The organism is Thauera sp. SWB20 (assembly GCF_000831325.1).
Classification (GTDB): Bacteria; Pseudomonadota; Gammaproteobacteria; order Burkholderiales; family Rhodocyclaceae; genus Thauera; species Thauera aminoaromatica.
This window is the reverse complement of sequence record NZ_JTDM01000021.1, coordinates 189,078-211,627: the sequence shown is the minus strand read 5'-3', so window position 1 is coordinate 211,627 and position 22,550 is coordinate 189,078. Positions and strand designations below refer to the sequence as shown.

General features: G+C 64.6%; 19 protein-coding genes. 10 read left to right on the top strand and 9 right to left on the bottom strand.

All coding sequences use genetic code 11. The features are described 5' to 3' along the window. Nucleotides 1-84: 84 nt before the first annotated feature. A complete protein-coding gene (locus PO78_RS18415; RefSeq protein ID WP_043745823.1) occupies nucleotides 85-1,038 on the top strand; it encodes an IS1595-like element ISTha4 family transposase in 954 nt (317 codons plus the stop codon). A 129-nt stretch (nucleotides 1,039-1,167) separates the two neighbouring features. Here the strand turns inward: PO78_RS18415 and PO78_RS18410 are convergent, their stop codons facing one another. Beyond that, nucleotides 1,168-2,376, bottom strand: coding sequence for an integrase domain-containing protein (locus tag PO78_RS18410; RefSeq protein WP_082047888.1), 1,209 nt, complete (start codon nucleotides 2,374-2,376; stop codon nucleotides 1,168-1,170). Between the two features lie 1,189 nt (nucleotides 2,377-3,565). Between PO78_RS18410 and PO78_RS18405 the strand changes: the two genes are divergently transcribed. The 4 genes from PO78_RS18405 to PO78_RS18395 all read left to right on the top strand — a co-directional run bounded on the left by PO78_RS18405 (nucleotide 3,566) and on the right by PO78_RS18395 (nucleotide 5,907). Then, nucleotides 3,566-4,609, top strand: a complete 1,044-nt coding sequence (locus PO78_RS18405; protein ID WP_043745821.1) for a PRTRC system protein D — start codon at nucleotides 3,566-3,568, stop codon at nucleotides 4,607-4,609. Further along, a complete protein-coding gene (locus PO78_RS18400) occupies nucleotides 4,606-4,884 on the top strand; it encodes a hypothetical protein (protein WP_043745818.1) in 279 nt (92 codons plus the stop codon). The genes PO78_RS18405 and PO78_RS18400 overlap by 4 nt, the downstream gene beginning before the upstream one ends. Then, entirely contained in the window at nucleotides 4,844-5,365 is a 522-nt protein-coding gene (locus PO78_RS23650; protein WP_443080479.1) for a CFI-box-CTERM domain-containing protein, read from the top strand. Before PO78_RS18400 ends, PO78_RS23650 begins: the two co-directional genes overlap by 41 nt. A gap of 137 nt (nucleotides 5,366-5,502) precedes the next feature. Beyond that, nucleotides 5,503-5,907, top strand: coding sequence for a hypothetical protein (locus PO78_RS18395; protein WP_052484455.1), 405 nt, complete (start codon nucleotides 5,503-5,505; stop codon nucleotides 5,905-5,907). 215 nt (nucleotides 5,908-6,122) lie between these two features. On the opposite strand, the gene PO78_RS18390 is transcribed toward PO78_RS18395, so the two are convergent. From PO78_RS18390 to PO78_RS22990, 5 genes are all read right to left on the bottom strand, one after another. Then, on the bottom strand, nucleotides 6,123-7,973 hold the full coding sequence (locus tag PO78_RS18390; RefSeq protein ID WP_231570759.1) for a UvrD-helicase domain-containing protein: 1,851 nt from the start codon (nucleotides 7,971-7,973) through the stop codon (nucleotides 6,123-6,125). Nucleotides 7,974-8,026: 53 nt separating this feature from the next. Then, nucleotides 8,027-9,997, bottom strand: coding sequence for an ATP-dependent nuclease (locus PO78_RS18385; RefSeq protein ID WP_043745810.1), 1,971 nt, complete (start codon nucleotides 9,995-9,997; stop codon nucleotides 8,027-8,029). 200 nt (nucleotides 9,998-10,197) lie between these two features. Next, on the bottom strand, nucleotides 10,198-11,664 hold the full coding sequence (locus PO78_RS18380) for a hypothetical protein (protein ID WP_043745807.1): 1,467 nt from the start codon (nucleotides 11,662-11,664) through the stop codon (nucleotides 10,198-10,200). Then, the gene (locus tag PO78_RS18375; protein WP_043745804.1) at nucleotides 11,661-12,620 is read right to left on the bottom strand and encodes an MvdC/MvdD family ATP grasp protein; all 960 of its coding nucleotides are present in this window, start codon (nucleotides 12,618-12,620) and stop codon (nucleotides 11,661-11,663) included. Before PO78_RS18375 ends, PO78_RS18380 begins: the two co-directional genes overlap by 4 nt. A 197-nt stretch (nucleotides 12,621-12,817) precedes the next feature. Then, nucleotides 12,818-13,003, bottom strand: a complete 186-nt coding sequence (locus PO78_RS22990; RefSeq protein WP_156147848.1) for a hypothetical protein — start codon at nucleotides 13,001-13,003, stop codon at nucleotides 12,818-12,820. Nucleotides 13,004-13,403: 400 nt separating this feature from the next. On the opposite strand from PO78_RS22990, the gene PO78_RS18365 reads away from it, so the two are divergent. Further along, nucleotides 13,404-13,760 carry a hypothetical protein gene (locus tag PO78_RS18365; RefSeq protein WP_231570758.1) on the top strand — a complete coding sequence of 119 codons (357 nt, stop codon included), beginning with the start codon at nucleotides 13,404-13,406 and terminating at the stop codon, nucleotides 13,758-13,760. A gap of 14 nt (nucleotides 13,761-13,774) precedes the next feature. On the opposite strand, the gene PO78_RS23470 is transcribed toward PO78_RS18365, so the two are convergent. Beyond that, on the bottom strand, nucleotides 13,775-14,881 hold the full coding sequence (locus PO78_RS23470) for a hypothetical protein (RefSeq protein ID WP_231570757.1): 1,107 nt from the start codon (nucleotides 14,879-14,881) through the stop codon (nucleotides 13,775-13,777). 723 nt (nucleotides 14,882-15,604) lie between these two features. On the opposite strand from PO78_RS23470, the gene PO78_RS18355 reads away from it, so the two are divergent. Next, nucleotides 15,605-16,519 (top strand): YihY/virulence factor BrkB family protein, encoded by a 915-nt coding sequence (locus PO78_RS18355; protein WP_043745798.1) that lies wholly within the window; start codon nucleotides 15,605-15,607, stop codon nucleotides 16,517-16,519. 35 nt (nucleotides 16,520-16,554) lie between these two features. Here PO78_RS18355 and PO78_RS18350 read toward each other — a convergent pair whose 3' ends face one another. Together PO78_RS18350 and cobA are read right to left on the bottom strand one after the other, a co-directional pair. Next, nucleotides 16,555-17,997: a putative nucleotidyltransferase substrate binding domain-containing protein gene (locus PO78_RS18350; RefSeq protein WP_043745795.1), complete on the bottom strand. Its 1,443-nt coding sequence runs from the start codon at nucleotides 17,995-17,997 to the stop codon at nucleotides 16,555-16,557. Nucleotides 17,998-18,049: 52 nt separating this feature from the next. Continuing rightward, nucleotides 18,050-18,943, bottom strand: a complete 894-nt coding sequence (gene cobA / locus PO78_RS18345) for a uroporphyrinogen-III C-methyltransferase (RefSeq protein WP_004301736.1) — start codon at nucleotides 18,941-18,943, stop codon at nucleotides 18,050-18,052. A 253-nt stretch (nucleotides 18,944-19,196) separates the two neighbouring features. Between cobA and PO78_RS18340 the strand changes: the two genes are divergently transcribed. From PO78_RS18340 to PO78_RS18330, 3 genes are all read left to right on the top strand, one after another. Further along, on the top strand, nucleotides 19,197-20,879 hold the full coding sequence (locus tag PO78_RS18340) for a cytochrome D1 domain-containing protein (protein ID WP_012585579.1): 1,683 nt from the start codon (nucleotides 19,197-19,199) through the stop codon (nucleotides 20,877-20,879). A 68-nt stretch (nucleotides 20,880-20,947) separates the two neighbouring features. Continuing rightward, a complete protein-coding gene (locus PO78_RS18335; RefSeq protein ID WP_043745792.1) occupies nucleotides 20,948-21,559 on the top strand; it encodes a NapC/NirT family cytochrome c in 612 nt (203 codons plus the stop codon). Between the two features lie 42 nt (nucleotides 21,560-21,601). Further along, nucleotides 21,602-22,480, top strand: a complete 879-nt coding sequence (locus PO78_RS18330) for an ethylbenzene dehydrogenase-related protein (protein ID WP_043745789.1) — start codon at nucleotides 21,602-21,604, stop codon at nucleotides 22,478-22,480. Nucleotides 22,481-22,550: the final 70 nt, after the last annotated feature.

The window sequence follows — 22,550 nt, the reverse complement described above, 5'->3', positions numbered from 1 at the left end:
TCCTGATTAGCAACGATGCTCAGCCAGGCACCCCAACGGGTCTATACTGTACGGAAATACAGTTTTTCTGCCGGGAGGTGCGCCATGCCGATGAACCGAATCCAGTTTCAAGCCGGACTGTCCATGCCCGAGTTTCTCCAGCGCTACGGAACCGAGCCGTCCTGCGAGGCGGCTTTGGAGAAGGCACGCTGGCCTGCGGGGTTTCGGTGTCCGCGCTGTGATGGCGTTACTTACAGCCGGGTACGCGGGCGAACCTACGCGCTGTTCCAGTGCCAGGCGTGTCGACATCAAACGTCGCTGATCGCCGGCACCGTGATGCAGGGCACCAAACTGCCGCTGACGACCTGGTTCCTCGCGATCTACCTGATCAGCCAGGCCAAGACCGGACTGTCGGCGCTCGCACTCAAGCGCCACCTCGGGGTGAGCTATCCGACCGCTTGGCTCATCCACCACAAACTGATGCAGGCGATGGCCGATCGTGAGACGCGTTACGTGCTCGATGGCCAGGTCCAGGTCGATGATGCCTACCTGGGCGGCGAGCGCAGCGGTGGCAAAGTCGGCCGGGGCTCGGAGAACAAGGCCCCGTTCGTCGCCGCCGTCTCCCTCAGTGACGAGGGCCACCCCCTGCGCGTCAAACTCACGCCTGTCTCGAGCTTCAGCATGGTCGCAATCGGCCAGTGGGCCAAGACCCATCTGGCTCCGGGCAGCACCGTGTTCTCCGATGGACTGGCCTGCTTCGGTGCGGTGAGCGGTGCAGGTTGTGCGCATCAGCCAACCGTCGTCGGCAAGCGCAAACCGAAGGACTTGCCCGAGTTCCAGTGGATCAACACCGTACTCGGTAACCTCAAGACGAGTTTGAGCGGCAGCTACCATGCGTTCGACTTCCGCAAATACGCAACGCGATACCTGGCCGCGTTCACCTACCGATTCGACCGCCGATTCGATCTGCGCGCGCTTCACACGCGACTGCTCGTGGCTGCCGCCACCTGTGTGCCGCAGCCTCAGCGGGTGATTCGGTCGGCTGAACATCATTGCTAATCAAGATTGAATTTGGTCTGAAGAATGTCGATGCGCGTCTAGAAGGAGTGGCTTCCTCGCCACCAATGAACGCTTGGGCGCCAAAGCGCCGCGCCCAAGCATGACCCTGGGCCGCAGCGGGTGTAGTTACTAAGCCGTGCTGGGCAGCGCATCGGTAGCTTCCTGAGGGGAGGCGGCCGCAAGGCCCTCGTCCGTCGTCGCGGGTGTGTGACGCGATGGCCTGGCTCCCAAGTACGCGCCAGACGCCCTGATCCTCCCGTGGCCAGCCATTTCGGCGACGGCCTGACGCGCAGCTTGGTCCAGGTCGGGGGGAAGGGGGCCTCCGCCGCGCACCGGCGGCGCCTCGCCACCGGTTTCATCGCCAAAGCGCCGGATCAACGCTTCGTGGCGCAGCCCATGGGCGGTGATCCCGCGCTCGCTCGACGTGATGCCGAATTTTTCCATCACATAGTCGAAACGGCGCAGATTGCGCTTCAAGTCATGCCGAGGATCGCCCAGGTGCGCGTCGTCACCTTCCGCCACGGCACGGGCGTAGTCGAGGGCGGCCATGCCGGCTGCACTGTCCAGCGCCACAAACCGTAGCCGTCCCCCCTTGCTACCCTCCTTGATCCGCACGTACTGGTCCGCCCGCCGTTCGTCAGGCGACAGGCCGGTGGCCTCAAAGGGCACGACACAACGGTGCGGCCGGATCATCACCGATTCCTTGCGCCGCAACCCGAAGGCGTGGATCAGCCGCAGCGAGGCGCCGACATGGCGGTCGTAGGCGCAGACCTGCTCGATCAGCGCGTCGATATCGACACCCTGGCCCGACCAGCTCTTGTCGCGCTGCGCATACTCGTGCCGCTGGTATTCCTCGGTACTCAGCCCGTAATCGGCCGGTTTGCGGATGAAGCCGGGCTTGCCCAGCCACATCGCCAGGCCGCGCAGGAAGCTCAGGTAGGTCTGGATGGTGGCCGGCGCGAGCTTCTCCGCCTGCCAGATCTTCACCATCGCCCGGATGTGCCGTTCGCCGAGGTTGCGTGGGTCGGGCAGGGTCTTGAAGCCGGCCTTCGTTTTGAGGTCGCGGAAAAAGCGGCGCAGGAAGTCGGCGCGCTCCTGCCGGGTCTTGTGCGAGACCGTCTTGTCGAGCGAGGTGTGCAGGCTGTTGAAGAGTCCGAGCAGCACCTCGAGCACCTTCATGGGGTCGGCCTTGCCAGGCTTGTAGCGGGCGAGGATGGCCGCAGGCGGCAGATTGGCCTGGGCCTGATCGCGCGTGGGCTGCAGCGGGGCGGCACGGCCCAGCCCGGCAGTGCCTTGGACGCGGCGACGGGTGGATGCGGTGGGATTGGCAGTGGACATGGCTTTCCTTCGAATGAACGCCGTGCGGCCGTCCCGGCGGCGCATAGCACAACAATGGATGGAATCCCGGCATGGCGGGCGAGACGGATTCCGGCGTCTGGCCCGCCCGTGGTTGCAGCCGTTCAGTGCAGCGCCTGACCACGGACAGCGCTGCACCTACCCAGGGATTTGCCGATGGGCTGCTTGCAAGCGCAGGCATCGGCTCGGTCGGTCTTAAAAATGAAACGGTGATCCGTCCCACTCACGCATTTCTGCGCTCGCGGGCTTGGGGATGCCGCCATGCCTCTGGGGCAGGGCACGGCATCGGCACGCCGGTCGAGCCGGGTGCAAGTGGTGGATTAGTCCTCGATTCGTAACGTCATCCACCTGCATGGGTCCGCCCCTGACCGAAAGTCCAGGGCGGTGCCAGGTTGACGAGCGAAGACACACGGGGAGCCCATCACGGGCAGGCACGGCCGTGTGCGGCGCAGGATGCGCAGGCTCGAAGGATGACGGGAACAGCGGGGCGGCATCGGGTGCCGTCCGGACCGTTTGCTCAAGGCATCGGCGCGTCCTCGAAGGAACGCCCAGCGGACAACTGCTGGCAAGCCGGTGCAGGCACTACGAAATGAAAGTTCTCGGGGGCGAGGCCTTGAAGGCCACACCCACCCCGACTCGACAGGTCGGGGCGTTTGAAGGGCGGGTAACGACCGCAACGCCTTTTGCTCCGCGATGGAGCTGGCCAGGAGGCCACGGGAGCCCACAGTTGACTCCTCCCCCTCGATGGCGTCAACGACCGACGGCCGCAAGCCCATCGAATTCCGTGGGCTTGCAGGTGGCACTTGAAATCGGGGTCTGAGGGTCGCTTATTTTTCGGGCGAAGACGACAACCGGGCGCAGCCTGCCCTTGACGAGCAAATCTTTGGCCTCTGGGGCCGACCGGGACCTGTCCAGCGCTGGCGGGCACCCCCAGCCAGTCCGGCACATGGGGTTGATATCCGCAGTTTGAATGAGAGCGTAGTGACACACACGCAGCCCCGCCGGGCGATGACGCTTTCAGGTGTCAGCGAAACGTCTGTGCATCGCCGGTTCGCTGACAGCGGGCCGGACCCGATGCCGAAATCGGGCTCATTGAGTGGGGATTCCGTGTGGCGGGATCAGGTCGCCGTGTCGATGCTGATCGACCTCAACCCTACCTCGGAGCCTTGCCATGGAATTGATCGTCAGAGCGGTGGATGTCGGATCGGGCAACACCAAGTTCGTCACGGCCGCAGCCGGTACCGACATCCGCTGCGCCAGCTTCCCGTCGGTGGCCTATCCGTCGAGCGACGACACGCCGTCGTGGCCGGCGAGCGAGCGCAAGAAGACGGTGTGCATCCCCATCGGCCCGCTGTTCTACGAGGTCGGGCCGGACGTGATCCTCGCCGCCGACACCTTCCGTGCCAAGCAGTTGCACGACGAGTACACCGAGACGCCCGAGTACATGGCGCTGCTGCGGGGGGCGCTCTCCATGATGAAGCTGAGCCGCATCGACTTGCTGGTGGTCGGCTTGCCGGTGGCGCTCTTCGCCGTCAAGAAGGTGGCACTGGAGAAGGCCATGACCGGTCGCCACGACATCGGCGGCGGCAAGGCGGTGACGGTGGGCAAGGCCCTGGTCGTGGCCCAGCCGCAGGGGGCGCTGGTGCATTACGCCTCCGAGCACCAGAAGATGGCGGTCATCGGCAACGAGCAGAGTCTGATCATCGATCCGGGCTCGCGCACCTTCGACTGGCTAGTGACCAGGGGCATGCGGCTCGTGCAGAAGCAGAGCTACTCGTTCAACCGCGGTATGTCCGATGTGCTGCGCCTGCTGGCGGCCGAGATTAGCAAGGATATCGGCTCGCCCTACCGGGACTACGACGCCATCGACCTCGCACTCCGGACGGGCAAGCAGCCGGTGATCTTCCAGAAGCCCTACGACATGAAGCGTCTGCTGCCCCTGGCCGAAACGGTCGCCGAGCAGGCGGTCTCGACCATGAAGCAGTGGATCGAGGCGCCCCACAGCCTGCAGAACATCATCCTGGTCGGCGGCGGGGCCTTCCTGTTCCGGAAAGCGGTGAAGGCGGCGTTCCCGAAGCACCGTATCCATGAAGTGAAGGAACCGATGTTCGCCAATGTGCGGGGCTTTCAACTGGCGGGGCAGAACCACGCGCGCAGTGTGATGGCCGCCAACGGGAAGGAGCGGGGCCAGGACGATTCCGGAGAAATCGAATGAGTACCGATACCGGGAAGGACTTCAGGCCGATTCGTCTCGTCTTCGAACTGGCGCGGGCCGACCATCCGCGCCTGTACGACGACCTGATCCGGTTCCACAAGGGCACCAAGCGGGTCAACCGTCTGCGCGTGCTGGCCTACGACGGCTTGCTGGCCCAGAGCGGTGTGTTCGCCGGGATGGGGTTGGGCTTGTCCTTTCAGCCTTCCGCAGGTGGCGCAGAGGAGGGCAGTAGCGATGTCACCAACGACATCTTCGCGCCAGCGATCGACGGGTGAGGCGGCCATGGGAAAGCGATCGCGCCATTCGGCGAACAATCGGATGGTCAGTGCTTCGGAACTGGCCCAGATGGGCCGCTGCGAACGGCTGGTCATGTTCGAACATCGGCATGGCAGCCGCCGCACCGCTCGGCAGCAGCGCGCCCGGGAGCGCGGGATGGTCGAGCATGAGCGCTTCTATCGGGAAGGCCTGGCGGCGTCCGCACCGGCCGCCCGGAAGGGGCGCTGCTTCATCGCCACCTGCGTGTTCGGCGAGGGCTGGCAGACTCTGGTGCTGCGCGGGTTTCGGGACGTTGCGCTACGCTCGAACGCTTGGGGGCGTCGCGTAATCTGGTTCTACTACCGAGTGGCGCCTAGCATCTGCAAATGCCTGCGCCGATGGCCTGCCTTGCAGGCTCCGGTACGCGTGGTCTTGGGTGCGATGGCGGCGTGCCTTCGATGGTGGCCAGGTTTGCGCGGAGGCGGGCAATGTCGGCGGTAGGATGGGGCGTCCTTGGCGGTCTTGTCGTCGTATGCCTCGCGCTGGTCATAGCGTGGCGGCGGTCGGTTTCAACCGATCCTGCATTGGCTGAGCGAGCCTCACGACCGGCAGCGTTGCAAGATGCCGAGTTGGTCTATATGGAGAGACTGTTCCGGGCCCTCAGGCCTGTTGGAGTGGTGGCGAAGATTGATCGGGCATACCGCCTGCCTTCCGGTCTGCTCGTGCTGGTGGAGCTCAAAACGCGCTGGATCAACCAGCCCTGCCTGTCGGACGTGATCCAGTTGTCGGCGCAGAGGGTGGCGGTAATGGGTCAGACGCACCAGGCCGTAGCGCCCTACGCGTATGTAATGGTGAAAGCGCCGACGGGGCGAGCCTTGCCGATCGCGCATCGTGTCCAGTTGATGACCGACGAGCAGGTGGTTGCCTTGGTCAAGAGGCGGGAAGACATTTTTGCAGGCCGGGTCTTGCCGCGCTCGTCATACTCTCAGAAGGCGTGCCTGACGTGCATGTTTCGAGCGCAATGCGACCATCCCGGTGTTTGAGGGAGCTCGACATGAACTCTCCATATGTGGTCTCCGCCATATTGAGTGCGAATTCTTAGTGGCCGGACGCCAGGGTAGTGCAGTGAGATCGGGTGTCCTCGCTGCGCTGCGGGCCGTACCAACCCGGCGCTTAGCTCCTCGATGCCGCCCGTCCGCGCGCTCCTGAGTGCCGCGGGCGGTGAATTCAGGAAAGACGGTGGCAATGAGGCCTCGCTCTAAGCTATCGAGGTTGTTTGCACGCCAGCCGCAGCCAGAAGGCCATATAGCGGCGCAATGTTGGTTCGTGCCCCGCGCTCCGGCGTATAGGTAAAGATCACCCGCTGCTTTGCTCGCGTGAACGCCACGAAGAAGCCTGCAGTGGCGTCGGCGGTGTCCTGAGCGTAGCTCCACCAAGCCGAGTCGTCGAGGCCTACGAAGATCACGGTGTGGTACTCCAGCCCCTTGCTCTTGTGCAGCGTCATGAGCGGAAGTGCCTTCGTCCCCTCGTAGGCCTCAAGTGCCGCATGCCAGTCGGGCGCCTGGGCGGCGCTCGACTGCAGGTGCAACGCCAGGCTGTTCTCGACCTCCTCTAACCAGCCCCCTTGCCCGTAGGGAGTGTAGGCCGCGATGAGGGCATTGCGGCCTAAGAAAGCGATCACGTCCTGGACGATTGAGCGGGCAGCCGCCTCCGTATCGGGAGGTCGGGGATGCTGCTTGCTGAACTGGCGTGCAAAGGCATCCAGATCTTGGGCCAAGGCGCGGCGAGCGCGGTCGTCGGTCGGCGCAATGCCGTGCAGGTCTGCCAGCACATGCTGCGCTTCGCTCCAGGTCGACCCGCTCCGGGCGGCGCAGGCGAGGCGAAGGATCAGCAGCACCAATTCCGACAGCGGCTCGGTAAGCAGCTCCTGCAGCATCTGGGAACCGACATAGGCGGCTTCGTTGCGCAGCGGGATCCCTGCGGTCACGAAAGCGGGTGTCAGGACCTGCGCATAGTCTTCCGCCTTCTGCCGCACCAGCAGCACGAAGTCGTTGGGCCGCAGGTTGTGCTCGCGCATCTGTGACGCAACATACTGGGCCAGGGTCAGGGCTTCAGCGTTCACGGTGGAGAAGTCCCAGATGGCACAGCAGGCGTCGTGGATGCTGGCCGGGGCTTTTGACTGCGGGTGCACCGCGGCCGTGTCGAGCGCTTGCGCCAGCACGTGCTGAATGCGGACGAGTTCGGGCGAGGAGCGGTAGTTGCTGAGCAGCGGGATTCGCTGCGCGCCGAAAGACTGTTCGAAGGCGCCGAACGGATCGTCCATCGCGAGTGCGAAGCGCATGATCTGCTGCTTGTTGTCGCCCACGGCCGTCATGATCGTCGGCGTGCCCAGGAAGATCGCCTGGACGAGGTCGAACTGAGCCTGCGTCGTGTCCTGGAACTCGTCCATGAACACGTGCGAGTAGGTCAGCGCCAAGGCGTTGCGCACGGAGGCGTTGACGCGGATCAGCAGTTCAGCCAGTCGGCTGATCATGGGGAAGGTGAGGTAGCTGCGCGCGATGCCGCGCAACTGCTCGTCCCAAAACCGCTGTCCGGCCCAGCGGCCCGCAGTTACCGGCGGCCAGCCGGCCTCGGGCAAGCGCTCATCAAGCACATGGCGGCGCTCGAAGTAGTTGACTGAGAGCCCCTGCACCGCGGCCTGCCCAAACAGGTTGTCCTGGGCGAGACCTGCGCGCCGTAGGAAGTCAGCCCAGTGGGCCCGCTTGGGGAACAGGATGCCGTAGTCGGCCGTCGGCCGCCAACGGTCCGGCAGCGCCTGTCCAAACCGATCCACGAGACCCTTCGCGAATGCATCGAAGGTCAGCGAGTCGAAGCGGCTGGCGTGGTCGGGGTGACAACGCTGGCGCACGCGTCGCGCAAGATTTCGTGCGGCATCTCGTTTGAAGCTGATGGCCAGGATGCGCTGCGGAGCGGGGGATGCGCCTGTCTGCAGCAGGAACGCGGCGCGCTGCGCGAGCAGTTCCGTCTTGCCGGCGCCGGGCCCGGCGAGCACCGAGCAGTGTTCGCCGGACCTCACCACGGTCAGTGCATTGGGTTCCAGGCTGTCCACGCCGACCGGCTGCCAGTCGCCGGGCGGGACGCGTCTCGGCGGCAACGACATGGTCACAGCCCCGACAACTGGGCAGCGATGTGCCGCAGAACGCGCTCGAGCGGCGCCGGCATGCCGGCCTTCAAAGCGGGCAGGTCGACATGCGTCAGCGCGCGCAGGTGCGTGGCGGGTTTGCTGTGCGTCAGAAAATGGTACCGATACGCAGCCATATGGTCGCGGAACGCCAGTGCGTTGCCGGTGTAGCTGGCCAGCCCCGGTCCTGCAGTTCCCAGCACCACCTCGGCGGCGTCTTCGTTGGTCATGCGAGGCCCGGTGCCGTCGATCGTGGCCGCGTAGGCGGCCGGGAAGGCGGCCAGCATCGCCAGGTCGAGGTCCAACGGGTAGGAGAAGAAGACCGCAGACGAGTTTTCCAGGTAGCTAAGCCAGCCCTCGAGATGGGCTGTGTCCCAGGTCTCCATCTTGGCCAGGCTTTCATCGCTGACGTAGGTGCCGTCCGAGAGCGCAAGGATCTGCTCACGCGGAACCCCGAGCGTCAGCAGTTGCTGCAGGGCATTCTTGACCCGGCCGAAGCCTCCACCGTCGCGACCCAGGTCGAGATCGAGCAGGGTGGCGTAGGAAATACCCAGGCCGTGGAGCAGGCGCCAGAAGTGGTTCACGTGGCGGCCACCGAGCGGCACGATCGCGACGAACGATGGATCGACGAGCAGGCCCAGCGCCTCGGCGAGGCGCGGTAGCACGATGCGCTCCGAATCGCCTTCGACCAGCAGCACGAACCGCGCGAAGTACAACTCGGGGAAGGCCAGGAAGGCGTTGCGCACGAACTTGATGGCCTCGACGTCGCCCGCCGGCATGGGGATGGGCAGCACCGTCGACACGCCGGTCGCCATGTCGCGCCGGCAGTAGCGCACGTCGTCGGGCGGGACGCGCCCCAGGACCGACGGCGAATGGCTGGACACAAAGGCCTGGCCGGCACCCGTCTCCACGAGGGTGCGGATCTGCTGCAGGATGCGCGAGAGGTAGTAGGGCACCAGGTGGTTCTCAGGCTCCTCGACCGCGAACAGGGTGAGGGCGGGCACGCTGAGCTCCTCGGCGCGGAACCCTTTGATTTGGCCTGCCACCGCCGCGCGTTCCACGTCGAAGACAGCGGCCGCGAGTGCGAAGTAGAAAAGGGACTGCTGTCCATCGCTCAGCGCCTCGAGTCCCCGGTCCTCGCCGGCCGGCCCCCGCTTGAACATCACGCCGATACGCGCGACGACCTCCTCGAAGCGCCGGCTCATCAGGCTGAGTTCGGGTTCGCAGTCGATGTCGCCGTCGTGCAGCTTCCCCCAGCGCTTGGACAGGGATTCGCTGATGGCCTGGATGGCTTTTTCGCTGCCGAACGCGGTCATCAGCTGCTCGCTGGCCGTGTTGACCGCCTTTTCCGTGTCCTCCGACCACTCGATGGCCTTGAGCAGACGAGCGGCCAGGGCTCCCGTCGTGGCCCGGATCTGCGTGGCGGCGTCCCTGCTGGCGGGCGTGTAGAACAGTTGGATCAGTCCGCGGTCGCCTGGCGCCACCGGCGATGCCTGATCGTCGCGAACGACGTCGTCAACCGTATTGATCCAGTTCAGGTCCTGGCTGACGGCGCCCTCGGCCGTGCCGTCATCATCCCAGCGCGCACGCAGCCGCAGGCGGCACAGCGGGGTGCCGCCGGGACGCTCAATGCGCACATGGCGGAACACGGGCGCGACCGTCGCGGCGGTCGCGCTGCCCTCCACCAGTTCCGGCAGACTCAAGCGCACGTCGATCGTCAGCGTCCGCGACTTGGGGCGCTCGGCCTCCGTCGTCGCGACATGGAAATCGGAGGGGACGATCGTGCGTTGCGCCCGGGTGACCCCAAAGAGCCGCATGAGTGCCTGCAGCACCGCGGTCTTGCCAGAAGCATTGGGTCCTACGATCGCGGTGAGCCCTTGGCTGAACAGGATAGTCGCCGGGGTGGGGCCGAAGCAGCGGAAGCCGGTGATCGTGACGCGCTCGACATGCATTGACGATGCTCCCTCTTAGTCGATCTATGGATAGCTTGATACGGATTGTCGCAATTCATACCGCATTTTGGTGCGGGCGTCGCGCTACGGCGCCGACACCTGTTGTTCTTTGAGCTCGTCAGCGGGATGGCGTGGTGGCTTCACGGGAAGCCGATTGGCCGATTGCCTTGACGCGGGCATTGCCCCGGTGCAATGGGTGCCTACCTTGGGGCGGTAGGAGGGGAGCAGACAACAGGATCGGGCAGGTCGACGGTACCGTTCGTGTTCGTGCCGGCATTGACCAGGGCGAAGACATCGACGGCCCTGTCGGATTGCAGGTCGTTCGTTGCGACCGACGCGCCGATACCGCGAGCGCCCCCCACCGTGATGACCGCGTGTGCTAAGTCAAAGGATGGCCGCGCAGCAAGAAACTGCCGGGCTACCCAGGTGGCCCGCGACATGGCTAGGGCTTGGTTGGAGCCATAGATCGCCGCTCGCGCCGTCGTCAGTTGCCGCTTGTCGACTCGGCCGACGATCTCCCAACCGCTGATGCGCATCCCGTTGTATTGGTCGAGTGCGGACGAAACGCACTGGGCGACCTGCTCTTCTGCCAGCGAGTGATCTCCGTCGGGGAAGGGGCCCACGGTCACCAGGCGCCTGATGTAATAAGCCGGTTGCGGTCGGAGCGGGGGGGCCAGGGACAATTCGAACTGCAGTTCGCCGATCAGCTTGTCAATCTTGAAGATCGCATTGTCAAGCTTGGTACCGGCCAACACGCTCATTCCGAGCCCACCGAGGGTCATGGTGATGCCCACGATCCGTCGAGTGCTTGTGCCGCCAGCCGCGAACAATGCGATCCCCAGTGTCGTGATGCAAGTTCCAGCGGATATCAGGATGACGGGCAGGCTCACGTCTCGGCCGGTTATGCCGTATTCATTCCCTGGCGGGTGTTGACTGCCGGGAGAGGGTATGGACGGCAGCTGTTGGGTGTTTGGCCCGCACGGATTGCCGTTTGGGCACGTCGCTGCAGGAGGAGATGGCGGCCACACCAGCGAAACGACGCTCGCGGTAACCGCCACGCCGAACAGACCCCACAGGAAATTGCGCATTGCGCAGTGTGCGATGTTGAGCTGGTCCAGCTTCCCGTTGTTGATGCCGCGGTGCTCCGCGACTCGGCCCAGCAGTCGCTCAACACGTTCGCGGAGGTAAGCGGTGCGCTTGAGGCCATCCCGGGGCAGCAGTTCGTGAGGTAGGTCTTCGACGTATCCCCTGGCCTGCAGGCCCTTGATGGCAGCATGGAGTGCTGCAACCAACTGAACGGCGAGATAGAGGCATCCGAGAGTCAGGGTGATTCTCGCCCAAGGCGCGCTCAGCGTCAGTTTCTCGCTGGCCAGCGAAAACAGGGCACCCAGAACGACCGTGCCAGCGATGGAAACCAAGCCGGCAGCGTTAAGAAGCCGCGACTCGATGCCCCCTTTTCGCGAATTCTCCGTCTCCAGGAGCTTTTCGCTGGCCGCCAGATAGCCCTTCAGTTCGTCTTCATTGGGGCGAAGCTTGGTGACGGCCTGCTTGATGGCCTGCATTTCCGTATCAAGCCGCTCGCGCTCTTGAGCCGCGTGTTCGTTTGCGTCTCCGTCGAGTGATGGCCATATGAGGTCTACCGCGGTGTCGATGAACCTGGCCGTCATTTGCTGGCCAGCCAAGCGACGATGGCGTCAGTGATTCCGAGTTGAAGCTGGTCCTCTATCCAGAGCCACTGCCCGTTCGGGTTTACTTCAAGGAATACGAAGTCATGATCGGGAGTCTCGACCAGGTCGACGGCTCCGAACGTCAAGCCGAGCGCTTGCATCAGCGCCAGAACACCTTCGCGCACTTTGGAAGGTAATTCGATTGGCAAATGCGGAAGGTTCGGGTTGGCAGTATGTCGCCAATCGACGGCTGCGGCGGGGTCACTTTGAGAGTCGATGGCGGCTGCGAAGATCTCGGTTCCGACGACGGTTGCGCGGATGTCGTAGCGTTTGGGGATCTGCTCTTGGTAGATGGCGGGACTCAAGCGCGCCTCTTCCACGAACTCCAGGTGTTCAGCCAATAGGCGAGACGTGTAGATTGAGCGTTCTTCGCCGTCTACAACGGCGTAGCCGCTACGACACGGTTTCACGATCATCGGGCCGAACGTGTGAAAGGCGTTCCGTATGGCGTCTGGGGCATTGGTGACAAGCGACTTCGGTACGCGCAGCCCTACTTGCTCCGCGAGAGCCAACTGATACGGTTTCAATTCGGCGCGCCAAACGTCGGCCGGATGGCTCATCCAGGTAGTCTGGCGGCTTGCAATGCTACCCAGCAGTGCTGCACGGTTTTCCTGCAGGCAAAATTCGTAAACACCTTCCTGCATTTCAGACGGCCGCGATGGCGAACGGACACGCCGATACCAGACAGCCGAAGGTTGCGCAATTTCGTGATCGTCAAAGGCAAGGGACGATGCGCCTCTACCGCCCAAGGACAGCGTCAAGGTCCGCGAGAACGGTAAGTCCTCCGTGTTGATGCGGTGATGCGCAACCCCGCGCCGCGCCAGACCATGGACGACGTAGTCGGTTGCAACGTCCGCGATCGTGCTGACGATGAGCACTTGGCGGTCAGGCGTCATCCGTGGTCTCGGCTTCCACCCGCGTGACTCGCGTGCCAGCGTGATGGGCCGTGGTCGACGTGGCGTCGACCCACCGGCCAGCCACGTCAACCAGTGAGACTTGGCGCACGGGATCGTACTTCACCCTTACCGGCTCTTGCGCCGGGATGGGCTCGGAGAACCGCAGCAAGAACGGCGTCGAGCGGGTGGTCCAAGCATCAGTTGTCATCGGTCGTCTCCCGCTTCACCTCGGTCAGGCGTGTCTCACGGTGTGCCACCGCGCCGTCTTTCACTTCGACGATGCACGGCAGGCGTTCGTCCGCAGTGATGTCCGGCTCACGGCACGCGTCACTTCGAACTTCAGGCATGCCGATATGCATGAGTAATGGCGTTGCTGCAGTCATCTCTTTCTCCCTTGTTACGAGATCTTGAACGTCCAAGTCGATGCATCAGGTATCGTCCGTCGTTTCACGTTGGACGGCCGTCGTCCTCGACTTACGAACGAGGGAAGCGGAACCTGCGTCTCTGTCGAGGACGGTTGCGGTCTGCTCAAGGCAGGTGAGGCTGTCGTCTGCGGCCGCACTGCGTGATTCGTTCGACATCGCTGCCCGCAACGTCAATGGCAACTGGGGGGCGAGCGTAGGCGTTTCCATTGCATTCCTCGTACTTTGTCATACTGTGTAGATTTTGCACGCCGAGTTTCAGCGGCTCAAGCCCTTGCCAGTCCCTCTCGAACTGGCAAGGGCCAGTGGTCAAGATTTTCCCAGACACTGCGAAGAAGATCACCAGCCCGACCGATACTCGGTGCCGGGCGCGGTGTTGGGGCAAGGGCTGGGCTCGGCGAGACCCCAGGGAAGCCTGCGCCTGCCCTGCGTCACCGAACTGTTCACCGAATTGCTGGACGCCAGCGTCCCCGACGACAATCAGCCATCGTGTTCGGTCCGCGTGTCGCTCGCCTCGCGCGGGCTATTCGTCAACGACGTGGCGGTACGTTTCGCCGCGCAGTTGCTCTACGAACTCTTCTCCAAGGAGAGGCTCGACCAGCATCGGGTCGTGGTCAATCTCGACTCGGAGCATGCCGGTTCCATCGAGGGCGATCCGAAGACCTGGGCGCACTTTGGTTACGTCGTCTGGGCGGATGAACGGGAAGCGACGACGTAACCGGGGTGTCTGCGCTAGCGGTCCCCGGCATGCTGAGAACGGCGTTTGGCGAGATGGTCGGCGATGACAATCAGGCCGCCCCAGCACCAGAGTAGGAACACTGCCAATTGCACACCCCCCAACGCGGTTTGAAGTGCGTTGCCGCTTCCGGTTGTCTGCCAGCAAACTGTCGCCACGACGACCACGCCGGACAGTACCGATACGGCACGCAACGCGCCTGGAAGTCCCCAACGTAAGGTGTCCAGGAAGTCGCCATAGGCGAGATGGGCCACGCGGCCTTTAGCGTGCAGCGCGAGCAGGGCCACGATGCTTGCGGCCAGCAGCAGGACGATCAGAGACCAACCGAGGCCTGCCGTGAGCTTGAACGCCCATACGGCGAGTAGCGACGTGCCCCATCTCCAGCCGAGCAGGCCGATTCCCAATCCGACACCGAACCAAAGCAGGGAGGTCGAATCGCGGAAGTGACGAAAGCGCAGGTTGAAGGTCGGTGCGGCGTCGTTCATGGTGGATATCCAGATGAGACAGGCCAGTATAGGGGGCGGGTAGGGGCATTCTGAAATTTCCTTGGCTGGTTGGCCCCCCTCCCGGATAACAGTCAGACGTCTTTCTGAGCTTTTCCGTGGGGGGACGGCGACGTCTCGCGGTCCTGCTGACGAACCCAAATACGCGCCAGCGGCGCGAACGCGGTTATGGCCTGCGGGCTGCGCTGCTGCGAGCGTCGCAGTGGCGTCCACTTCGGGCGGAACCGGGCCTCCTCCCCGCACCGGCGGAGCCTCGCCGGCCTTGCTGATGTAGCGGTCGATCAGCGCCTCGTGACGCAGGCCGTGCGCCGTGGCGCCCAAGCCATGCGCCGTGACGCCAAACCGCGCCATGACGTAGTCGAATCTTCGCAGGTTGCGCTTCAGGCTGTGCAGGGGATTACCCAGGTGGGCGTCCTCGCTCCCGGCCTCTGCCTGCGCGAAGGCCAGTGCCGCAGTGCGCTGCGGCGTGTCCAAGGGCACGAAACGCAGCCGTCCCCCTTTCGCACCTTCCTTAATCCGCACGTAGTGGTCGGTTTCCCGTTCCTCGGCCGGCAGGCCGGCCGCCTCGAACGGCACGACGCATTGATGTGGCCGGAACATCACCGATTTCCTCAACAGCCTTGAGCAAAGGAAGGCGACCGCTCAGATGGGAAAAGTGCTGTCCGTCTGTAGCCGCTTTGGCATCGAGGTGAGACTGCGCTGGCCAGGAGGGACGACATGAGCGCCTTGACCGTCCTAGCCAACGGAATTCGGGTCGGTATTGGAAGATGCCCTCGGACAGGCGGTTGGGCGTGGGGGTGTCGATGCGTCCTTTTAGTGCTGCATCGGTAGGCTTTCGTGGTGCTCTATGGCACCGCGTGACACTGACTTGACGGAATCAGATAAGGGGGCGGGGCCCTTCAGTCGCTGATACCGTCAAAAATACGCGGCGACTTCCGGGGCTGATACCGTCTGGCCCACTGAAAACGCTGCTGCTGCGATGGTTAGAGCAGGGGGGAAGGCTGCCTTTGATACCGTTAACCGTCAGCATTCGACGCGGTTCCGCCCGTTGGAAGGGGCTTAACCACCCTTCAGTAGGGCAGTCTTGAGGGCCCCGAAAGCGATGTCGGTACGATGGGACAGTATGAGCCGATATGGTGCTATCAGATGATCTCGGCGAGGCGTGGCAATTTGTCGGTATCGCTGTCGGTATTAGCCGCCCGCATCAGGCCAGAAAGCCTTCCTATACAACGGTTTCCACGGTCCTGTTGACAATCGAGTGGGAGTGAGCTGAGGGGCGCGTTCTGGAAGCGGCTTCCAGGGCAATGGCGCTAACATGCGGCCATGACCGAAGCCCGACCGTCGATCCTGCAATACTGGTCCGCCGTGATCCGGACCACCGTGAAGCTGTGGCTGGAAGCCCAGGTCTTCGTACATGCGGCTGCGCTGGCGTTCTTCACCGTGTTCTCGGTGGCGCCGGTGGTGATCATCGCGGTCAGCCTGGTGGGCCTGGTGCTCGGCGAGAGTGCGGCTCAGGGCCGCATCGCCGAGCAGCTCGAGGTGGCGATCGGGCCGGAGGTGGCGGCTGCGATCCAGACCGCGGTGGTCAACAGCCGCATCCAGCACAGCGGGCTGCTGCCCACGATCGCCGGCGTCGGTGCCATCGTGTTCGGCGCGACGACGGTATTCACCCAGATGCAGGAATCGCTCAACGCGATCTGGGGAGTGGCGCCGCGGCCCACGCGCAGCGGCGTGTTCATCCATCTCAAGACGCGCCTCCTGTCGCTCGCGGTGGTGCTCGGCATCGGCTTCGTGCTGCTGGTGTCGCTGTCGCTGAGCATCTTCGTGCGCGCGCTCGTCGCCTTCGCGCAGGACTGGCTGCCGGTGCCGGTGGGGCTGATCATCGGGCTGGACTGGGCGATCGCGCTGCTGGTGGTGACGCTGCTCTTCGCCACCATCTTCCGCGTGCTGCCCGAGGTGGTGCTGGGCTGGCGTGACGTGCTGCCGGGCGCCTTCGTCACCGCGCTGCTGTTCGCGCTCGGGCGCGCGCTGATCGCGATCTACCTGTCGACCACCGCGACCGCGTCCACCTACGGGGCGGCGGGCTCGCTGGTGCTGCTGCTGCTGTGGGTGAATTACTCCTCGTTGATCCTGCTCTTCGGCGCCGCGTTCACGCGCGCCTATCTGGAGGCGCGCGGCCGGACGGTGCGGCCGCGCGCGACGGCGGTGCTGGTGCATCGCCAGCTGATCGAGGATTGAGTCCGCTTCCCGTGGGTAGCTCGGCCGCGCTCCGCTCAGTTGCGCAGCAGCTGCAGCTTGAAGTGCTGCTGGATGAAGGCCTGGAAGTTGGCGACGCCCTCCAGGGCGAGGCGCAGCTCGCCCTGCTGCATCGCGTTCAACTGGTCGAGCGCGATGTAGTTGCCCGGCGTGCGCCCGCCGCGCAAGGCCTCGACCTGGCCGCGCAGGCGCATCCGCACCAGGAAGTCGAAGGCCGCGCGCAGGTCGGCGACCTGTTCGGGCTTGAGCACGCCGGCCTCGACCAGCGCCTCCATGCGGTCGTGGGTGCTGCCGTCGAGCCGGCGCGCCTCCATCGCCAGCGCCTTGATGCCGTCGGTGATGGCGAAGATGCCGGCCTTCTTGAGGTCGACCTCGCCGCGGCGCTCGCCGGATTTTTCCACCTTGATGCGGCCGAACCAGCCCAGCGGCGGGGCGAAGTTGACCATGTTCTGCGCCATCCGCACGAGGAAGCCCTGCTCGTGGCTCATGTAGTGCAGCGCGTGTTCGCGCAGGGTGTCGGCGAGCTCCCGCCGACCGTAGAGCGGGCGCAGGTCCATGAACATGCTGCCGGTCATCACGTTGTCGGGCGTCGGCGTCGATAGCCACTGCGTGAGCTCGCGCTTCCAGGCCGTCAGACTGCGCCGCCAGGCGGGGTTGCGCGCCATGATGCCGCCGGGGCAGGGCGGCACCCCGATCGAGATCAGGGCGTCGATGAGGTCGTCCGAGAAGGCTTCGAGGCGTGCCAGCGCCTCGCCTTGCACCGCGTCGGCGTAGATGATCGCGTTGTCCTGGTCGGTCGATAGCGTCTGTTCGCCGCGCCCTTCGCTGCCCATCACCACGAAGGCGAAGTCGGTGGTGAGATCGGGGTAGCGATCGCGGCGCAGCAGGTCGATCAGGCGGATCAGGACCTGGTCGTTGAGGTTGGCGATCAGCTTCACCGTGTCGCGGATTGCGATGCCGGTGCCGGCGAGATGCACGATCAGCTGCTGGATGCGCTGATGCAGCTCGCGCAGGGCGTCGATCGATTCGGCCTTCTCGATGTCGAGCACGAGCTGGTGGGGCGAGTGCGCCTGCAGGCGCAGCAGGTCGGTGACGGTGACGATGCCGGCGAGTGCGCCCTTGCGGTCGACCACCACGAGGCGGTGGATGCCGTGGCGCGACATGCGGTAGAGCGCCTCGTAGAGCACGTCGTCCTCGCCGATGGTGATCACCGGCGCGCTCATCACGTCGCGCACCCGGAGCCCCGCCGGGTCGCGCCCAGCGGCGATCACCTTGTTGCGCAGGTCGCGGTCGGTCAGGATCGCCGTCGGGTGCGTGCCGTCGACGACGACCACGCAGGAGATGCTCATCTCGCGCATGCGGCCGACGATATCGACCAGCGCGTCGTCGGCGCTGCAGCTCACCACGCGGCGCTGCTCGATCTCCCGGATCGGACGAAAGAACTCGTTTTCTCCTGCCATGGCTGCTCCCCGGGGTGCGTCGAATTCGCCATTTTACCCGGGCGCGGCCGTTTCAGCCCGCCGTCGCCGCGGCTGCGAGCAGCGCGCCGGGGTCGAGTGCGACCACCTCTCCGATCATGATCAGCGCCGGCGCGCGGATGCCGGCCGCGCGCACCGCCCCGGGCAGGGTCGCGAGCGTGGCATGCACGCCGCACTGCCGCGGTGTGGTGGCGGCGTGGATCACCGCCGCCGGCGTGTCCGCCGCCAGTCCGTGGGAGATCATCTGCGTACAGATGATCTCGAGCGCGCCGAGGCCCATGTAGACCACCACGGTCTGGCGCGGGCGGGCGAGCGCCGCCCAGTCGAGGTCGACGGTGTCGTCCTTGAGGTGGCCGGTGGCGAACACCAGGGTCTGCGCGTGCTCGCGGTGGGTGAGCGGGATTCCGGTGGCCGAGGCCGCGCCCGCCGCGGCGGTGATGCCGGGCACGATCTCGCACTCGACGCCGGCCTCGAGCAGGGCCTGCATCTCTTCGCCGCCGCGCCCGAAGATGAAGGGATCGCCGCCCTTGAGTCGCACCACGTCGTGCCCTTCGCGTGCGAGTTCGACGAGCAGGCGGTTGATCTCGTGCTGGGCGAGGGCGTGGTTGCCGGCTTCCTTGCCCGCGTACAGGCGACGCGCGGCGGGCGGGATCAGCGCCACCACCGCCTCGCCGACGAGATGGTCGTAGACGACCACTTCGGCGCCGGTGATCAGGCGCAGCGCCTTCACGGTGAGAAGGTCGGGGTCGCCCGGGCCGGCGCCTACCAGATGGACCTTGCCATGTCCCTGCGCACGCGTGGATCGCGGCCGCTCGCCGATGCCCTCGGGCGTGCCGCGGGGCGGCAGGGCGGCGCGACTGGCGCGAAGGGAGCGCGGCTTGGCCGCGCCGGCCGGCGAAGCATCCGATCGAAAGGTTCCTGCCTGCATGATGTGGGCTCCAGCACGGTCTCGGGAAATCCGTTGCGGCGAAAAATCGGTTCCGCCAGGGGCCGGAAAACGCTTGTCCAGGACACCGCGAAATCCGCGGGCGTGCGCATGGCGACGTCGTTCCGGCGTCCCCGAACTTTATCCTCGGCGCTGGTGTGGAAAATTAATTCACATCAAGGATGGGCCTGCCCCGGAAAAACCATACTGCCGTCGCAATGTTGTTTCACATCCCGTGTCGTGTAAGGAGAGGGCTATGCAAAAGAAAGGTTTGATCGGATCGGCGTTTGCCATGGGGGTGCTGTCCCTCGCGATGAGCAGCGCCTGGGCCCAGGAAGCGCCCAAGCTGACCGCCGAGGAGATGGAAAAAGGCAAGCAGATCTACTTCGAGCGCTGCGCAGGTTGCCACGGCGTGCTGCGCAAGGGCGCCACCGGCAAGAACCTCGAGCCGCACTGGACCAAGACCGCTCCGGACGGCACCAAGCTGGAGGGCGGCACCCTCAAGCTCGGCACCGAGCGCCTCGAGAAGATCATCTCGTACGGCACCGAAGGCGGCATGGTCAACTACGATGACATCCTGACCAAGGAAGAGATCAACCTGATGGCGCGTTACATCCAGAACACGCCTCCGATCCCGCCCGAGTTCTCGCTCAAGGACATGAAGGACAGCTGGAAGCTGCTGGTCCCCGTCAAGGACCGTCCGACCAAGCAGATGAACAAGGTCAACCTGAAGAACGTGTTCGCGATCACGCTGCGCGACGCGGGCAAGCTCGCGCTGGTCGACGGCGACACCCACAAGATCTGGAAGATCCTCGATACCGGCTACGCGGTGCACATCTCCCGCCTGTCGGCTTCGGGCCGCTACGTCTACACCGTCGGTCGTGACGGCCTGACCACCATCATCGACATGTTCTACGAAGAGCCCACCACGGTCGCCACCGTGCGCCTGGGTTCGGATGCCCGTTCGGTCGATACCTCCAAGTTCAAGGGCTACGAGGACAAGTACCTGATCGGTGGCACCTACTGGCCGCCCCAGTACTCGATCATGGACGGCGAGACGCTCGAGCCGATGAAGATCGTGTCGACCCGTGGCAACACCGTCGATGGCGACTATCACCCCGAGCCGCGCGTGGCCTCCATCGTGGCCTCGATGACGAAGCCGGAGTGGGTGGTCAACGTCAAGGAAACCGGCCAGATCCTGCTGGTCGATTACTCCGACATCAAGAACCTGAAGAGCATCGCGATCGAGTCCGCCAAGTTCCTGCACGATGGCGGCTGGGACATGTCGAAGCGCTACTTCATGGTCGCCGCCAACGCGTCCAACAAGGTCGCCGCGGTCGACACCAAGGAAGGCAAGCTGGCTGCGCTGGTCGATACCGCCAAGATCCCGCACCCGGGGCGTGGCGCCAACTTCGTCCATCCGAAGTTCGGTCCGGTGTGGTCGACGGGTCACCTCGGCGATGCCGTGGTCTCGCTGATCTCGACCGCTTCCGACGATCCCAAGTTCGCCAAGTACAAGGAGCACAACTGGAAGGTCGTCGAACAGCTGAAGATGCCGGGCGCCGGCAACCTGTTCGTCAAGACGCACCCGAAGTCGAAGCACTTCTGGGCCGATGCGCCGATGAACCCGGAGCGTGAAGTGGCCGAGTCGGTGTACGTGTTCGACATGAACGATCTGTCGAAGGCGCCGGTCGCGCTCAACGTCGCCAAGGACTCGGGCCTGCCCGAGAGCAAGGCCATCCGCCGCGCCGTGCAGCCGGAGTACAACGAGGCAGGCGACGAAGTGTGGATCTCGCTGTGGGGCGGCAAGACCGACCAGTCCGCGATCGTGATCTACGACGACAAGACGCTGAAGGTCAAGAAGGTGATCACCGACCCGGCCATCGTCACGCCGACCGGCAAGTTCAACGTGTACAACACGATGCACGACGTCTATTGATCGATCTTCCGGTCAAGCTCTGAAAAACCCCCGCGCCCCTGGCGCGGGGGATCGAGGGGAAGAGTTCCATGTCTGATCAAAACAGCGACAACTCCAAACAAGAAAATCCGGGCGGCCTGTGGGCACGCCTGCGCCGTCCTTCCGGTAAGTCGCTGGGCGGCCTGTTGGCTGTTGGATTCATGGTGGGCGTGTTGTTCTGGGGCGGCTTCAACACCGCGCTGGAGGCCACGAACACCGAGAAGTTCTGTATTTCGTGCCACGAGATGTATGACAACGTGTACATGGAGTACAAGGAAACCATTCACTACAACAACCGGACCGGCGTGCGCGCGACCTGCCCGGACTGCCACGTGCCCAAAGACTGGACGCACAAGATGATCCGCAAGGTTCAGGCGTCCAAGGAACTGTGGGGCAAGATGGTCGGCACCATCGACACGCGCGAGAAGTTCGAGGCCAAGCGCCTGCAACTGGCGCGCAACGAGTGGAAGCGGATGAAGGCGGCCGACTCGCGCGAGTGCCGCAACTGCCACAGTTTCGAGAGCATGAATCCCGAGGCCCAGAAGCAGCGTGCGCGCAAGCAGCACGAGATGGCGAAAGAAGACAACATGACCTGCATCGATTGCCACAAGGGCATCGCCCACCACAAGCCGGAAGGCATGACGGACGCGGACGAGGAGTAAGATCCCTCGTGGATCACAGGCCAACCCAAGCACAGCGAGGATATGACGATGAAGAAGAACCTGATTGCCGGCGCCGTCGGTGCTCTCCTGGCTATCGGTACGGGTAGCGCGCTCGCAGCCGCGCCCGACTGGAGCAAGGTGCAGGGCAAGGACATCACCGCCTTCTACCCCGGCGTGTCGCCGCTGGAGTGGATCCAGAAGGGCACCGAGCACGGGGGGGCGCGTGCGCTCAAGAAGGGCGAGACCTGTGCCGACTGCCACAGCGACGAGGCGGGCGACATGGGCAAGAAGATGGCCAGTGGCCAGAAGATCGAGCCTAGCCCGATCCCCGGCAAGGCCGCCTTCATTCCGGTGAAGGTGCAGGCTGCGCACGACGGCGAGAACCTCTACATCCGCTTCTCCTGGAAGCAGCCGGCCGCCTCGGGCGCCGCCAAGATGGACGACAAGAACCCGGTCAAGATCGCGTTCATGCTCGAGTCGGGCGGCAAGGTCGAACTCGCCGATCAAGCGGGCTGCTGGGCGACCTGCCATACCGATTCGCGCACCATGCCGGGTGCGGACGATGCCAAGACCAAGTACGTCAAGGGCGGCTCGGTTGCCGAGGGCAAGTTCTACGACCTCTACCAGTGGCGCAGCGGCGAGAACAAGGGCTACAACGGCTACGTCGCCGACAAGCGCGTGATGGAGGGCGGTAACGCCCTGGTCAGCGCCGAAGGCAAGAAGGACGGCGACAACTGGTCGGTGGTGTTCACCCGCAAGCTCGCTGCGGGTGACGGTGACGTGAAGCTCGAGTCGGGCAAGGCCTACAACTTCGGCTTCGCGATCCACGACGACAACGCGGCCGGTCGTTTCCACCACGTTTCGCTCGGCTACAAGCTCGGCCTCGACACCGACGGCCACATCAAGGCGGCCAAGCAGTAATCCGGTCCGACCCCGCCCGTGCTCCTGGGCGGTGTTCGATACGGCGGAAGCATCCGGCGAACCCGGGGCT